This window comes from Flavobacterium chuncheonense, from assembly GCF_042686145.1.
Classification (GTDB): Bacteria; Bacteroidota; Bacteroidia; order Flavobacteriales; family Flavobacteriaceae; genus Flavobacterium; species Flavobacterium chuncheonense.
In genome coordinates this window covers 707,528-723,421 of sequence record NZ_JBHUPC010000012.1, presented here as the reverse complement: position 1 = coordinate 723,421, position 15,894 = coordinate 707,528, and the positions used below count along the sequence as shown (strand labels likewise).

Annotated in this window: 14 protein-coding genes; 10 read left to right on the top strand and 4 right to left on the bottom strand. The window is 33.7% G+C overall.

Annotated elements, in window-relative coordinates; translation table 11 throughout:
- Nucleotides 1-19: 19 nt before the first annotated feature.
- The 4 genes from pruA to ACFS5J_RS07330 form a co-directional block, all read right to left on the bottom strand.
- A complete protein-coding gene (gene pruA / locus ACFS5J_RS07345; protein WP_379811429.1) occupies nucleotides 20-1,645 on the bottom strand; it encodes an L-glutamate gamma-semialdehyde dehydrogenase in 1,626 nt (541 codons plus the stop codon).
- Nucleotides 1,646-1,745: 100 nt separating this feature from the next.
- A complete protein-coding gene (gene apaG, locus ACFS5J_RS07340) occupies nucleotides 1,746-2,132 on the bottom strand; it encodes a Co2+/Mg2+ efflux protein ApaG (RefSeq protein WP_379811428.1) in 387 nt (128 codons plus the stop codon).
- Nucleotides 2,132-3,127: a DUF3667 domain-containing protein gene (locus ACFS5J_RS07335; protein ID WP_379811427.1), complete on the bottom strand. Its 996-nt coding sequence runs from the start codon at nucleotides 3,125-3,127 to the stop codon at nucleotides 2,132-2,134. The genes apaG and ACFS5J_RS07335 overlap by 1 nt, the downstream gene beginning before the upstream one ends.
- Nucleotides 3,128-3,129: 2 nt before the next feature.
- The gene (locus tag ACFS5J_RS07330) at nucleotides 3,130-4,377 is read right to left on the bottom strand and encodes a type IX secretion system plug protein (protein ID WP_379811426.1); all 1,248 of its coding nucleotides are present in this window, start codon (nucleotides 4,375-4,377) and stop codon (nucleotides 3,130-3,132) included.
- Nucleotides 4,378-4,575: 198 nt separating this feature from the next.
- Between ACFS5J_RS07330 and ACFS5J_RS07325 the strand changes: the two genes are divergently transcribed.
- From ACFS5J_RS07325 to ACFS5J_RS07280, 10 genes are all read left to right on the top strand, one after another.
- Entirely contained in the window at nucleotides 4,576-5,922 is a 1,347-nt protein-coding gene (locus ACFS5J_RS07325) for a Na(+)-translocating NADH-quinone reductase subunit A (protein ID WP_379811425.1), read from the top strand.
- A gap of 28 nt (nucleotides 5,923-5,950) precedes the next feature.
- On the top strand, nucleotides 5,951-7,165 hold the full coding sequence (locus tag ACFS5J_RS07320) for an NADH:ubiquinone reductase (Na(+)-transporting) subunit B (protein ID WP_379811424.1): 1,215 nt from the start codon (nucleotides 5,951-5,953) through the stop codon (nucleotides 7,163-7,165).
- A gap of 2 nt (nucleotides 7,166-7,167) precedes the next feature.
- Nucleotides 7,168-7,893 (top strand): NADH:ubiquinone reductase (Na(+)-transporting) subunit C, encoded by a 726-nt coding sequence (gene nqrC / locus ACFS5J_RS07315; protein WP_379811423.1) that lies wholly within the window; start codon nucleotides 7,168-7,170, stop codon nucleotides 7,891-7,893.
- A 4-nt stretch (nucleotides 7,894-7,897) separates the two neighbouring features.
- Nucleotides 7,898-8,569, top strand: a complete 672-nt coding sequence (locus ACFS5J_RS07310; protein ID WP_379811422.1) for an NADH:ubiquinone reductase (Na(+)-transporting) subunit D — start codon at nucleotides 7,898-7,900, stop codon at nucleotides 8,567-8,569.
- Between the two features lie 3 nt (nucleotides 8,570-8,572).
- Complete coding sequence (gene nqrE / locus ACFS5J_RS07305) at nucleotides 8,573-9,331, top strand: NADH:ubiquinone reductase (Na(+)-transporting) subunit E (protein WP_379811421.1); 759 nt, start codon at nucleotides 8,573-8,575, stop codon at nucleotides 9,329-9,331.
- 2 nt (nucleotides 9,332-9,333) lie between these two features.
- Nucleotides 9,334-10,647 carry an NADH:ubiquinone reductase (Na(+)-transporting) subunit F gene (gene nqrF / locus ACFS5J_RS07300; protein WP_379811420.1) on the top strand — a complete coding sequence of 438 codons (1,314 nt, stop codon included), beginning with the start codon at nucleotides 9,334-9,336 and terminating at the stop codon, nucleotides 10,645-10,647.
- Between the two features lie 87 nt (nucleotides 10,648-10,734).
- Nucleotides 10,735-11,607 (top strand): hypothetical protein, encoded by an 873-nt coding sequence (locus ACFS5J_RS07295; protein ID WP_379811419.1) that lies wholly within the window; start codon nucleotides 10,735-10,737, stop codon nucleotides 11,605-11,607.
- 34 nt (nucleotides 11,608-11,641) lie between these two features.
- Complete coding sequence (locus tag ACFS5J_RS07290; RefSeq protein ID WP_379811418.1) at nucleotides 11,642-12,004, top strand: Na(+)-translocating NADH-quinone reductase subunit F; 363 nt, start codon at nucleotides 11,642-11,644, stop codon at nucleotides 12,002-12,004.
- Nucleotides 12,005-12,044: 40 nt separating this feature from the next.
- The gene (locus ACFS5J_RS07285) at nucleotides 12,045-12,998 is read left to right on the top strand and encodes an FAD:protein FMN transferase (protein WP_379811417.1); all 954 of its coding nucleotides are present in this window, start codon (nucleotides 12,045-12,047) and stop codon (nucleotides 12,996-12,998) included.
- Nucleotides 12,999-13,071: 73 nt separating this feature from the next.
- Nucleotides 13,072-15,879: a M16 family metallopeptidase gene (locus tag ACFS5J_RS07280; protein ID WP_379811416.1), complete on the top strand. Its 2,808-nt coding sequence runs from the start codon at nucleotides 13,072-13,074 to the stop codon at nucleotides 15,877-15,879.
- Nucleotides 15,880-15,894 lie beyond the last annotated feature (15 nt).

Genomic DNA, 15,894 nt, shown 5'->3' with positions numbered 1-15,894 from the left:
ACTTTTTGTTTTTATTGGATTATCCTAAAAATGGATAGCTATAATGTTCTGGAGTAACAAATGTTTCTTTTATTGTTCTTGGAGAAACCCAACGTAATAAGTTTAACATCGAACCTGCTTTATCATTTGTTCCTGAAGCTCTAGCGCCACCAAATGGTTGGTTGCCAACTACAGCTCCTGTTGGTTTGTCGTTGATGTAGAAGTTACCTGCAGCATTTTGTAAAGCAATAACTGCTTCTTCAACTGCATAACGGCATTGGCTGAATACAGCTCCTGTTAAAGCATATTCTGAAGTAGCGTCCACTAATTCTAAAGTTTCAGACCATTTTGCATCTTCGTAAACGTAAATCGTTACAACTGGACCGAATAATTCAGTTTCCATTGTAGTGTATTTAGGATTTGTAGTAACGATAACGGTTGGCTCAATAAAGTATCCCTTTGATTTATCGTAGTTACCACCTAAGATGATTTCTGCATCAGCATCTTTTTTAGCTTGGTCGATATATGATGCTAATTTGTCAAATGAGCCTTCATGAATCACAGCTGTGATGAAGTTTGACATATCTTCTGGAGATCCCATTTTCATTGAATTTACATCAATTTCCAATTGGTTTTTAACAGCAGGCCATAAACTTTGAGGAATGTAAACACGAGAAGCAGCACTACATTTTTGCCCTTGGAATTCAAAAGCGCCACGAGTAATTCCGGTTACTACTTGTTTAACATTTGCAGATGGGTGAGCAATAATGAAATCTTTACCACCAGTTTCTCCTACAATTCTTGGGTATGTTTTATAAGAATGAATGTTTGCACCAATCTTAGCCCAAATATCTTTGAATACATGAGTTGAACCTGTGAAGTGTACTCCAGCAAAATCAGGACTCGCTAAAACAGTTTCAGTAATCATGATAGGGTCACCGTATACTACGTTGATTACGCCGTCTGGCACACCTGCTTCTTTGAAAATGTCAATGATAACTTTTGCAGAGAAAATTTGACTGTCACTTGGTTTCCAAACGACTACATTACCCATCATAGCAGCACTTGCAGGCAAGTTTGCTGCGATAGCTGTAAAGTTAAATGGAGTAATAGCATATACAAAACCTTCTAATGGACGGTGTTCAACACGGTTCCAAGTTGAAGAGTCTGATTGTGGTTGTTCTTTATAAATTTGAGCCATGTATTCTACGTTAAAACGTAAGAAGTCAATCAATTCACAAGAAGCGTCAATTTCTGCTTGGTGAATAGTTTTAGATTGTGCAATCATAGTTGCAGCATTGATTTTTGCACGGTAAGGACCTGCAATTAATTCAGCAGCTTTTAAAAAGATTGCAGCACGGTTTTCCCATGACATTGCAGCCCATTTTTTTCTTGCTTCTAATGCTGTAGCGATAGCTTGATCAATATGTTTTTTTTCAGCTAAGTGATAAGTACCTACAATGTGTTGGTGATCGTGAGGAGCAGACATCGTTCTAGTGTTGCCTGTTCTTATTTCTTCAGCACCTATATATAAAGGAACATCAATTTGAGTATTCCACATTTCTTTATATGCTGCTAAAACGCGCTCTCTTTCCACAGATCCAGGAGCATACGCTTTAACTGGCTCATTTACTGCTTTCGGAACATTAAAGAATCCTTTAGTCATGATATTGTTTTTTAAGTAATTATAAATTTGAAAGCACAAATTTAGTAAAAAATAACCGAAAGAAGTGTTACTTTAATTACACAAAAAAGGAGAGTGGTTTTTAGTTTAATGCAAATGGAGCACTAAATTTGAAAGTAGGTATGATGACTTTAAAGCTTTTAGTTGAAGTAAAGTTAATCATATTGTAATGTCCTTTCATTGCACCTATTGGAGAAGAAAGTAAACACCCTGAAGTATAGGTGTGTTTCTCACCTGGTTTTAATACTGGTTTTTTGCCAACTACACCTTCGCCATCAACAATTTCTTTGTTGTTTAAAGCATCGTAAATTTCCCAATGACGAGAATTAAGTTGTACTGAATCTTTACTGTGGTTTTCAATAGTGATTTGGTAACTAAAGGCAAAGTTTATCTTGTAGTTTTTAAAGTAGGTGCCTTCAAAACTAGTAGAAACAGAAATTTTTATGCCTTTTGTTATTTGTGTTACCATCAGATACACATGAAAATGAAAAACGTTATAAAAAATAAAGTTGGTAGAGCAACGATTATAGTTACAATATTCAAAAGTACAAATTTATAAATTGTTTTCCATCTACTAAAATTATAAAATTTTCTTAAAGACTTGTATAAGTACAACATAAAGACAATTGCTGTTATAAAAGCGATGTCGAGTGTAGTTGTTTTTAGAACAATTAAATCAAGAAAAAGACTTAGGAAATAGACAGAAGCTAGAGTGTATACAAAAATCAAATTGTCAGTATAAGTATATACTTTATTCCTGAAAATCAAAAAAAAACAAAATGCAATTGAAGGAAGTAGTAAAAAGATTATAAAAGGCATTTTTTTTACTAATTCTGTCCAAAGTTTGCTTTTGAATCCTAGTTTAGAAGCTTCCCAGAGTAACCATACTCTTTTATATAAAAAGTGATTTTCCTTGGTGTCTTTGTAGTTTAGGTCTTGTAATGTTTTTTCTTGATCATATTCGGGATGTAAAGGAATGTAATCACTAAATGTATCTGCTTTTTTAGACCATCTTATTAGAAAAATTTCTTTTTCTAATTCCTTTTCCGAGTAAAACTTTTTTTCTTCTTTTTTTATGGAGTCTTTTTGGGGAATCGTTATGGTTTCGGGGGTTATTTTAGATTCGTATAAATCGTCTTCATTTTCTAAAAAGCTTTGTGCTAAGAAGAATAGAATTACGATACTTAAAAATAAACGAAAAGGATTTGCAAACGACTGTCTTTTGCCGTTTATAATTTGTTTAGCTACAAATGCAGGTTTAGTGAATAGATAAGTAAAGGTGTTTCTAACTTTGGAGTCATAAGCGTAAAAATTGGCGAAAAACTCCTCAATGAAATCACTTAGTGTAACTTTTTTGGTAGAGTTTAATTGTCCGCAAAAATGACAATATCGTTCGCTAATGTCAAGTGGAGTATGACAATTAAGGCATTCGGTGCCTCGGTAAATTGCGTCTTTTCTGCCCATGTTTAGTTGCGAATTGATTCACTATTTGCGTTAGCAATACCAATGACTTTGTCGTAACGCGCATTGTTGCCTCTATAGTACACTATAGCCGGATAATTGTTTTCCGTTTGGTAATAATTGCCATCAACGGCATCTTTGTAATTGATTTTGTTGTTGTTGTCTGCCACAGTATACTGATAATTGGTGTATCCTTGTTTGATAAGAATTGCTTTTTCGTACAAACCATTTTTCTTATTGTAAACCAGTTTGTTTTCTTCTGACATTGCGTAGTTGTTGAACATTCCGGTAATGTAAATGTTGTTTCTGTCAAAAAAATCAGGTGCTTCCAATGTGAAATATACCCAAGAATAATCCGATTCGATTTCTTGATTTTCTGAATTTAAACTTTGGATAACGAAATTTCCATTAAAGTCAGGGAAGTATGTGTAGGGGTTGTTTTTACGAGCGTAGTTTATGTATAAGTGTGAGTTGTAAATATCGCCTGCGCTTACTTTTGCCACACTATTATTAGAAGTTCTTAAATTGGAAGTGTCAATAGTGTAACATTCGTTGCCTCCCCAAAACTGTGTTTCAGTATTGTACTTGTATATAAGTTGAGTACCCAAAGTATATTGTGGTTTCACATTGTAGATAGCGTTTTTCCAATTGCCGTTTTGGAAAAAAGTAACTTTAACATTTTGTGTTGGGTTTTGTAAAATACGATCGCCATAATCAATCGCCAATTCCATGTTTTGTTTTTCTTGGATGGCATCAAAATTTCGTGCTCTACGAATGTCTAAAGCAACAGATACTTGTTCTTCATACAATACAAAGCGTCTTGAAAAGACTAATTCTTGTTCGTCGTTGAATATTTTTATAATATAATTACCGCTTTTGATAATGGTGTTGAACTTGTTTGGGAATGCTTGTTTGTAGTGCGAATATTGCTGAAGTGTATTGTAAGAATTTTGATAGTTCATGATTCTTTGGTTGTCAATACCGTTCAAATATTCATTTTTGGTTAAACCAGTTGGAGTCCAGTCATACGAGCACTGTGTTAATGTGTAATAGTAATCGGCCTCGTTTCCGTATAAATCGTCAAATTGAATTTCAAAAACTTCTCCTAGTCTGAAAAAAGGGAGCACGTTTTTTTGATTTTGGACAAAGGATACGGTTTTGATATTGAATGGAGGGTCTATTTCGTATTCAACTTGTCCAAAACAAATAGAAACGAGTAAAAGAAATGGTAGTAAAAATGTTGATCTGGTCATTTTCAGAATGATTGTAAATGTAAATGTAGTAATTCTATTTCATCAAGTACAAATTTTGTGCACGAAACCTTATGTTTGTTAATTTAGAATTGGTATAAATAATAAAAAAGCCTGAGCATAATTTTGCGTTAGTGTATTCTAATTAATTAAATTTGCACGTTTTATAGTAAATTAGTACTAACCATATCTTCAATAAACATGTCAAAAGACATTCGAATTAAAAAAGGTTTAGACCTTAAGTTAAAGGGTGAAGCGGAAAAAACAGTTTCTGAGGTTACCCGCTCGAAAGTCTATGCTATCAAACCTTCCGATTTTCACGGAGTAACACCAAAAATGGTTGTTAAGGAAGGAGCAAAAGTTAAAGCTGGTGAAGTTATTTTTTATTCAAAAAATGATGAGGCTGTAAAGTTTGTTTCTCCTGTTAGCGGAACGATTCAAGAGATAAAAAGAGGTGAGAAAAGAGTTATTTTAGAAATTCTTATTATTGCTGATTCTCAAGATGATTTCGTAGAGCATAGCAAAAAAAATCCAAAAGATTTATCTGGAAAAGAAGTAAAAGAGCATTTGTTGGCATCGGGAAGTTGGCCGTTTATCACGCAACGTCCTTATGATGTAATGGCAAATTCTGCAGATACTCCTAAAGCAATTTTTGTTTCAGGAATCAATTCTGCGCCATTAGCGGCTGACTTAAATGTGACTTTAAAAGGTAGACAAGATGCTTTGGCTGCTGGTTTTACTGCTTTGACAAAATTGACTTCTGGTAAAGTTCACGTTACAGTATCACCAAGCGCAGATTTTATGCCAAAAGTTGACGGTGTAACAGTTCACAAAGGTCAAGGTGTGCATCCAGTAGGTTTGGTTTCAACTCAAATTGCAAAAATTGATCCTATTAACAAAGGAGAAAAAGTTTGGGTGGTTCAAATCGAAGATGTTGCTACTATTGGAGACTTGTTTTTGACAGGTAAACTTAATCAAGAAAAAGTTATTGCTTTAGCAGGAACTGGTTTTGCAAAACCTTCTTATGTGAAAGTAAAGGCTGGAGCTCAAATTAGTGATATTGTTGCTGGAAACTTGAAAGAGGGTGGTTATAGAATTATCAGTGGTGATGTACTAACTGGAGATCAAAAATCAAAAGATGGATTTTTAGGTTTTTACCATGACATGGTAACTGCTATTCCAGAGGGTGATGATTATGATTTCTTTGGGTGGAATATTCCAAGACCAAATAAATTCAGTGTTTACAGAGCAAATATGTTCTCATTCTTAACACCGAATAAGAAATATGATTTGAATACTAATACAAATGGTGAGCACAGAGCATTCGTGTTAACAGGTGAGTATGAGAAAGTATTTCCATTAGATATCTATCCAATGCAATTGATGAAAGCAATTTTGGTGAAAGATATTGATCAAATGGAAGCTTTAGGTATTTACGAAGTTGCGCCAGAAGATTTTGCGCTTACTGAGTATGTTTGTGTTTCAAAACAAGATCACCAAAGGATTATCAGACAAGGTTTGGACGTAATGATCAAAGAAGTAGGTTAGTCCTCATAGCAATCTAAAAATCACAAAAATGGGATTAAAACAAAATTTACATAATTTAAAAGAAAAATACCGCGGTACGAAATTTGAACAAGGTTTCAACGCGTTGCATACTTTTCTTTATTTGCCTAATATGACTACGCATGGCGGAACTCATATTAAAGATGCAACTGACCTAAAACGTGTAATGAACACGGTTATTATGGCAATGGTTCCGGTTTTATTATTCGGAATGTTCAATGCAGGTTTTCAATATCATGGACAAATAAATGGTTTTCCAGAAGGAATGCCATTTTTATCTGGTGATTTTTGGAATCTTGACAACTTATTAATTGGAGCTGAAAAAATTCTTCCTTTATTAATCGTTTCTTACGGTGTAGGTTTAGGTATCGAATTTATTTTTGCAACAGTTAAAAAACACGAAGTAGAAGAAGGATACTTGGTAACAGGTATGCTTGTGCCACTTATTGTTCCTATTGATTTACCTTTATGGATGCTTGCTGTTGCTGTGGCATTTGGTGTAGTTATCGGAAAAGAGTTATTCGGTGGAACAGGTATGAATGTGTTAAACCCAGCTTTAACAATTCGTGCTTTCTTATTCTTTAACTGGGCAGCTTGGATGTCTGGAGATAAAGTATGGGTTCACGGAGCAGTTAATGGTGTAACAAAAGCAAACGGTGTAGATGCTATTTCTGGAGAGACTATCTTAGGAGCTTTAGCAGCAAATCATACGCCTACTCATTCAGTAGCAGATATGTTCTTCGGATTTATTCCTGGATCTGTTGGAGAAACATCAACTTTCTTAATTTTATTAGGAGCAGCTTGGTTAATTTTCACAGGAATTGGAAGTGCAAGAATTATGATTTCTGCTGTTGTAGGTGCTGTTGTTATGGGATTAATCTTCAACGGTATTGTAGATGCTGGTGTTATCACGGAATCTAGTAAATTCTATGGATTAATGTCATTCCCATTCTGGCAACATTTATTAATTGGAGGTATTGCATTCGGTATTGTATTTATGGCTACAGACCCAGTTTCTGCGGCACAAACTAATGCAGGTAAAATCATCTACGGATTCTTAATTGGTTTATTCAGTATTTTAATCCGTGTGTTCAACCCAGCTTACCCAGAAGGAGTAATGATGGCTATTTTATTGTTGAATGTATTTGCTCCAACAATTGACCACTATGTGGTACAAGGTAATGTGAAGAGAAGAATGAAACGTTTAAAAACTCAAACTGCTTAATTATGTCAACAAAACGTACAGACTCAAACTCGTATACTATTATATTCTCAGTAATATTAGTAGTAGTAGTAGGATCTTTGTTGGCTTTTTTCGCAAGTGCAACAAAAGAAATGCGTGTTAATAACGATAAAGTTAAAACACAAATGGATATTTTAAGTTCAATGGGTATTGAGTCGGATAGAAGCAATGCTACTGAAACTTTTAACCAATACATTAAGCAACAATATGTAATTGAAGGTACTACAGCTACTGAAAATTCTGAGGCTTATTTAATTGATGTTAAGAAAGAACAAGATGCTGCAAAGCAAGGAAAAGTTCAAAGATTGCCTTTATTCATTGGAGAAAAAGATGGTGAAAAAATCTACATTTTCCCAGTTAGAGGTAACGGACTTTGGGATGCAATTTGGGGCTACATTGCTTTAAATGATGACTTGAAAAGTATCAACGGAGTTTTCTTTGATCACAAAGGAGAAACACCTGGTTTAGGAGCAAACATTACGGAATCTTTCTTTAAAGACGATTTCAAAGGAGAAATGATTTTTGACGCAAGCGGAAATTACAAATCAGTTGAAATTTCTAAATCAAACGGAGATCCTAATAACACAGATAAGACAGACAATCAAGTTGATGCTATTTCGGGTGCAACTATTACTGGAAACGGTGTAGCTGCAATGTTGAAATCAGGTATTAAATTGTACTTGCCTTATTTTGAAACATTAAAAAAATAAAACCATGGCAGAAAAAAACACAGAAAAAGAGCCATTGTTCTCAAAAAAGAATATCGGTTTAATTAAAGATCCACTAACAGATAGTAACCCTATTACGGTTCAAGTGTTAGGTATTTGTTCGGCATTGGCAATTACAGCAGAATTGAAAGCTTCTATCATTATGGCATTGTCTGTAATGTTTGTATTAGCTGCAGGTAACGTTGTAATTTCATTAATGCGTAATGTTATTCCATCTGCAATTCGTATTATCGCTCAATTAGTAGTAGTTGCAGCTTTGGTTATTATTGTAGACTTAACATTAAAAGCTTACGTTCCAGATTTAGCTAAAAAATTATCAGTATTCGTAGGTTTGATTATTACAAACTGTATTATCATGGGACGTTTCGAAGCTTTTGCTTTGGGTAACGGACCTTGGAAAGCATTCTTAGACGGTATTGGAAATGCTGCTGGATATGGTTTAATATTAGTAGTAGTAGGTTTCTTCAGGGAGTTATTAGGTTCTGGTAAATTATTAGGTTTCCCAGTATTCGGTGACCCAGTTGAAAAAACAGGATTGTATGCAATTGGTTACGAAAATAATGGATTTATGTTGTTGGCTCCTATGGCGTTAATTACTTTAGGTCTAATTATTGGTTTCCAACGTTCAAGAAATAAAAGTTTAATAGAAACACACTAAGAAATGGAATTATTACAATTATTTTTAAAATCAATTTTTATTGATAATATGGTATTCGCTACCTTCTTAGGTATGTGTTCATATTTAGCTGTTTCTAAAAAAGTATCAACAGCAGTTGGACTTGGTGCAGCGGTTATTTTCGTAATGTTAGTAACAGTACCAATGAATTACTTATTGGATCAATATATTTTACGTCCAGGTGCTTTAGTTTGGATGGGTGAAGAATTTGCAGATTACGACTTAAGTTTCTTAACGTTCATTTTATTTATTGCTACTATTGCAACAATGGTACAGTTGGTAGAGATGATTGTTGAAAAATTTGCTCCAGCACTTTATAACTCTTTGGGTATTTTCTTACCACTTATTGCGGTAAACTGTGCTATCTTAGGAGGTTCGTTATTTATGCAACAAAAAGAATTCAACAATATTACAGAGGCAACGGTTTACGGTGTCGGATCAGGTATTGGATGGTTTTTAGCAATCTTAGCTATTGCAGCTATTAGAGAAAAAATCAGATATTCAAATGTACCACCTGCATTTAGAGGTTTAGGTATGACGTTTATTTTAACAGGTTTAATGGCTATTGGATTTATGTCTTTTGGAGGTATGCTTTCAGGAGGTGATAGTGAAGAAGCGCCTAAAAAAGATATTGTTGAAAATGTAGCGCCAGTTGAAACTACAGAAGTTGTTGAAACAGTTGTTGTGGACTCAACAGTAGTAGAAACAGTAAATGATTCATTAACCGAAATAGTACAAGAATAATTATGATAGCTTTAGAAGTAAGTACTACTGGTTTAATCAGTACAACAGTTATAGCCTTTTTAATTTTATTATTGCTTTTGGTAGCGGTTATTTTGTTTGCCAAAGCAAAATTGGTTCCATCTGGACCGGTTAAAATTAAAATTAATGGTGAAAATGAAATTGAAGTAGGTTCAGGGAATACCTTATTGTCTACTCTAGGATCAAGTAAAATTTTCTTGCCATCAGCTTGTGGTGGTGGAGGTACTTGTATCCAATGTAAATGTAAAGTTCTTGATGGTGGTGGTGAAGCATTACCAACAGAGGTGCCTCACTTTAGTAGAAAAGAATTAGCTGAAGGATGGCGTTTAGGATGTCAGGTGAAAGTAAAAAGTAACATGGTAATTGAAGTTCCAGAAGAAGTTTTTGGTATCAAGAAATTCCAAGCTAAAGTTTACTCAAACTACAATGTGGCTTCCTTCATTAAAGAGTTTATCGTTGAATTGCCTGAGGATATGCACTATGAGCCAGGAGGGTATATTCAAATTGAAATACCTAAATGTGAGATTAAATATTCGGATATCGATATTACAGCACACCCAGTGGAGCACCCAGGTGAACCTGAAAAATTCAAAGCAGAGTGGGATAAATTTAATTTATGGCCATTAGTGATGAAAAATGATGACTTGGTGGAAAGAGCCTACTCTATGGCTTCTTATCCAGCTGAGGGGCGTAAAATTATGTTAAACGTTCGTGTTGCTACTCCGCCATGGGATCGTAACATTAACGGATGGGCAAAAGTAAATCCAGGTATTGCATCATCTTATATCTTCTCTAGAAAAGCTGGTGACCCAGTTGTGGTTTCAGGACCTTACGGAGAGTTCTTCATTAATGAAACAGATGCTGAGATGTTGTATGTAGGTGGAGGGGCTGGTATGGCACCAATGCGTTCTCACTTGTATCACTTATTCCGTACTGTTAAAACAGGACGTAAAGTTACGTATTGGTATGGAGGACGTTCAAAACGAGAGTTGTTTTATACTGATCACTTTAGAGCTTTAGAGAAAGATTTCCCTAACTTCAAATTCTACTTAGCATTGTCTGAGCCTTTACCAGAAGATAACTGGAAAGTGAAAGATGGTGTTGATGGAGAAGGAGATGGATTTGTTGGATTTATCCACAATGTGGTTATTGATAACTATTTATCGAAACACGAAAATCCAGAAGATATTGAATTGTATTTCTGTGGTCCGCCAATGATGAACAAAGCCGTTCAAAAAATGGGTGAAGACTTCGGATTAGATCCAGAAAATATTCGTTTTGACGACTTTGGAGGATAATACATTCTATCATAAAAACACAAAAAACCGGTTCAGAAATGAACCGGTTTTTTTATATTTGGCCCTTTTTATAACGAAACTTAAACAATGAAATTTTCAACTTTTTTAGCAATTACTTTTTTGGCTCTTAGCAATACAATCTATTCTCAAACCTATAATCAATCTCATGTTACTTTTTATTTTGGAGATAAAACGTTTAAAAATGCCACTGTTTTATTGAATAACGGTAAAACTTTACTAGGTGAAATTCATGATTTTGAGAGTCCTAATGTAATAGAGATATACAGCCTTCAAGTTAATGTGGCGAATTTGGAGTCTGACTTACATTTCGATCGTAAGGAAATTAAATTTAGGGAGAGTGGCTCCGATGAATATATTAAATTGGATTCCGATAGTATAAATGAAATTACATACTATGATAAACAATTAAAAGAAGAGCAGTCTTTTAAGCGGTTAAGAGTGGTAAAAAGCAGTAACGGTGAAATATTGGAAAGGTCACGTAATGTATTTTTACCTTTGATAAAGAAGGATTCTATTAATTTGTATGGTTATCATTTGTATATGAATGAACCATATCAAAATAAGGAAAAGTATATGACTACTATAGTATATTTGAATAACAATAATAGTAATGAAGCCATTACTCCATTTGATGCTAATTTAATGGAAATGATAATGAATAAGAATATCATGTATTCTAAGTTTATAGATTCATATCGTTTTGTATCTAATGATTGTGAAGATTTTATGAGTTGGTTAAATTCTGAAATTGTAGCTGAAATCCTTAATAAGGATCAAGGTTATGATAAATATAAAGAATTACAAAAAGTGATTAAAGAGGGGAAAAAGCAATTCAAATCAAAAGAAGATAAAAAGGATTTTGAAATGAAAAAATATTCAGAGTATTATGTAATTCCATTCGATAAAATCAATCAAGAATACAAACAGCGTTGTAATTAATTTGATTTTCCAAGTAATGGCTTAACTTTGCATTATGGAAGAACTTACAGAACAAGAATTGCATCAAATTGCAATGAATCACGTAGGAAAAGACCTTGAGAAAAAGGGTTTTGAATTCATTGCAATAAACAGTCAGTTAAAAAAGCACCCTCAATTTGTGTGTGTTGATACGCAAAACAGACTGCATTTTGTTATGGTGCAAGCTGTTCCTTATCCAATTAATCCTGATGAACCCAATATTTTATTTGTGGAAACGTTTATCAATCATGCCAAAGCTAAAAACGCTAAAGTTCTTTTTGCAGGAGTTGGTATCGCTAATGCTGTTGATTTTGAAAAACCAGTTTACAGAAACTCTGATTATATCATCAATTACAATGGTTACAAAGTACTTTTATAGTTGTGTTCTCTTAGTTTTTCTTTTGGTTTCTTGTCAGGAAATGAAAGAAAATCAATTTTTTATTATTCAAGGTGAGGCGCAAGGCAGTACGTATACTATTAAGTATATTGCCAATGAAGAACTCGTTACGAAAACGCAAATTGATTCTTTATTAGAAGCTTTCGATTTATCACTTTCGACTTATAGGCCTGATTCAAAAATTTCAAAAATTAACGCAGGGGACAGTACTGTAGTAGTTGATGAATTGTTTTTGGAAACATTCAACGCTTCCCGACAAATTTTTAACGAAACGAACGGGCTTTTTGATCCTACTATAGGTGTTTTGGTTAATGTATATGGTTTCGGACCTAATCATTCAAGAAAAAGCTTAAATCAATCTGAAATTGATAGTTTGTTGCAGTTCGTAGGTTTTAATAAAGTAAAAGTAAATAGTAATCATACTATCAAAAAGCAATATCCTGAAACCTATTTTGATTTTAATGCTATTGCACAAGGGTATTCTGTTGATGTAGCAATTGATTTTTTGAAAGCCAAAGGTATTGAGAATGCTATTGTAGAAATTGGTGGTGAATTGTATGCATTGGGTAAAAATACCATTGATAATAAAAATTGGGTAGTTGGGATTGATGATCCGTTGCAAACCCCTGAAGCGCGTAAATTGATTGCTACGGTTAATCTTGAAAATTTAGGTATGGCAACTTCAGGAAATTATCGAAAGGTAATTACCGATTCAATTACCGGTGAGAAGTTTGTACATACCATTAATCCAAAAACGGGTAAAGCACAAAAAGGTAATGTTTTAAGTACAACTGTTCTAGCACCTACTTGTATTATGGCCGATGGTTACGCAACTGCATTAATGGTTATGGATGTTGAACAAGGGAAAAAATTTGTTGCTGAGCATCCGGAACTTTATGTGATGATTATGTATGCCAATGAGGCGAATTCTTTGGAACGTTTTGAAACAGAAAACTTTAAAAAAATCAGAAAGTAATAAAATTTAACTTTTTTATAATATTTTAGTTTTTTAGTAGTTATATATTTACAAAAACCACAAACGTTATATAATGAAAAAAACTAAATTTCTCCTTATTGGATTGATTTCGGTTTCTTTTGGATTGCACGCACAAGAATTTGACTTGAATGCGGCAATACCAACGGATCCTAATGTCAAAATCGGACAATTAAAAAACGGATTAAAGTATTACATCCGGAAAAATGAAAAACCGGAAGATAAAGTCGATTTACGACTTGTTATTAATGCAGGATCTATTTTAGAAAATGATCAGCAACAGGGTTTAGCACACTTCATGGAGCACATGTGTTTCAATGGGACAAAACGTTTTCCTAAAAATCAATTGGTTGATTATCTGCAAAGTATAGGTGTGAAATTTGGTCAGCATTTGAATGCTTATACCGGTTTTGATGAAACGGTTTACTTTTTACCAATACCTTCTGATGATAAGGAAAAGGTAGAAAAAGGTTTCCAAATTATCGAAGATTGGGCATTTAATACTACCCTGACACCTGAAGAAATTGATAAAGAGCGTGGTGTAGTACTTGAAGAATACCGTTTAGGATTAGGAGCTGATAAACGTATGATGGGTAGATTTATGCCTAAGATAATGCACAATTCGTTATACGCAAAGCGTTTGCCTATAGGACAAAAGGAGATTTTAGAAAACTTTACGTATGATAAACTGACATCTTTTTACAAAGATTGGTATAGGCCTGATTTAATGGCTGTTATTGTGGTTGGTGATATTGATGTAAATGAAATGGAACAAAAAATTATAGACCATTTTAACGGCTATAAAAATCCAAAGAAAGAAAAACCTAGAAAATTATACGAGGTTCCAAATCATAAAGAAACGTTTGTAGCAATTGAAACGGATAAGGAGGCTTCAATGTCACAAGTACAATTAATGTACAAAGATTATGATGCTCCAGAAGTTGTAAAAACTGTAGGTGACTTTAAAAATTACCTTTCAAAAGCTTTATTTGCTACCATGTTGAACAATCGTTTGGAAGAGTTGCGTAATGGAACAAATCCTCCTTTTACTTATGGGTATTCGTATCACGGAGGTACTTGGGCGCGTACTAAAAATGCATTCCAATCGGTTGCAATGGTTTCGGAAGATAAACAAGTGGAAGCATTATCAATATTGGTAGCTGAAAATGAAAGAGTAAAGAAATTTGGTTTTACCGATGGTGAATTTGACAGAGCAAAGAATCAACTTTTGGTACAATTTGAGCGTCAATATAATGAGCGTGATAAAAGTGAATCCGCAAACTATGTGTGGGAATATCAAAGTAATTTCTTAGATAAAGAACCTATTCCTAGTATTGAATGGACTTTTAGTTCTATTAAAAGAATGTTGCCATTTATCTCTATTGAAGATGTAAATAAAATGATTACAAAGTATCTGAAAGAAGATAATAGAGTGGTGGTATTAACGGGTCCTGAAAAAAGTGGTGTTAAACCGGTTACAGAAGCAGAAGTATTGAAAGCTTTAAAAGTAGATGTCACTAAATTGACACCTTATCAAGATACAAAAGTTTCAGAAAGTTTACTTCGTAATGCGGTGAAACCTGGAAAAATTGTTTCAAGAGAAGTAAATCAAGAATTAGGAATAACTTCTTTGGTATTGTCAAATGGAGCAAAAGTAAGTTATAAAAAAACAGACTTTAAGAATGATGAAGTTTTATTTGAAGCATTGAGTTTTGGTGGATCTAGTCTTATTAATAATGAGGAGTATTTAAAAGTTAATTTAGCTCTAAGCGGATTATCAGAAGCTGGATTCTCTGGTTTAAATAAGAATGATATCAATAAATTCATGACGGGTAAAATTGCACGCGTTTACCCTTACATCACGGGTATGTATGAAGGCTTCAGGGGTAATTCAATACCAAAAGACTTGGAGTATTTAATGCAAATGACGTATGCTTATTTTACGGATTTGAATCTAGACAAAGATGCTTTTGAAAGTTTCGTAACCAAACAAAAAGGCTTCATGGCTAATTTCTTATCTGATCCATCGATGTATTTTTCTAATGAATTGTACACTTATTTGAATGAAGGTAATCCACGTTATACAGGTTTTCCAACAGCAGAGGATTATGATAAAGCGGATTATGAATTGGCCTATAAAAAGTATAAAGAGCGTTTTGCAAATGCAGCCGATTTTAATTTCTACTTTGTAGGTAATTTTGATGAAAGGGAATTAGAGAAGCATATTGAACTTTATTTGGCTTCACTTCCTGCAACTACTGACAAACATGAAACGGCAGTTGATTTAGGTTACAGAATGCGTAAAGGAAATATTGAAAAGATAATCAATAAAGGGAAAGATCCTAAGAGTTCAGTTAGAATATTGATTTACGGGGATACCAAATATGATAAAGAGGAAGCGGTATTGATGAAAGTTTTGGGTGAGGCATTAACGATTAAATTGGTTGAAGAATTAAGAGAAAACGAAAGTGGTGTGTATGGTGTTTCGGCAAGCGGATCTATTCGTAAGCTGCCGGCAGGTTCTTATAATTTTTCAATTAGCTTCCCATGTGGACCAGAAAATGCACAAAAGTTAACACAATCAGCATTAAATGAATTGGATAAAATGATTAAAAATGGTCCAACTCAAAAAGATTTAGATAAAGTTAAAGAGGCAGCACGCTTGGAACATAAAAAGAATTTAAAAGAGAACAGATTCTGGATGACCCAATTGAAAAAGGAATATACAGATGATGCCGACCTAGATAATTTGAATGATTTTGAAGAAAATCTTAATAAAATCACGGTTGAAAAATTAAAGGCTGTGGCCAATAAGTATTTAACGAAGGATAAAGTTATTGCGACTTTAATGCCAGAAGAATAAAAATAAAAACCCGCT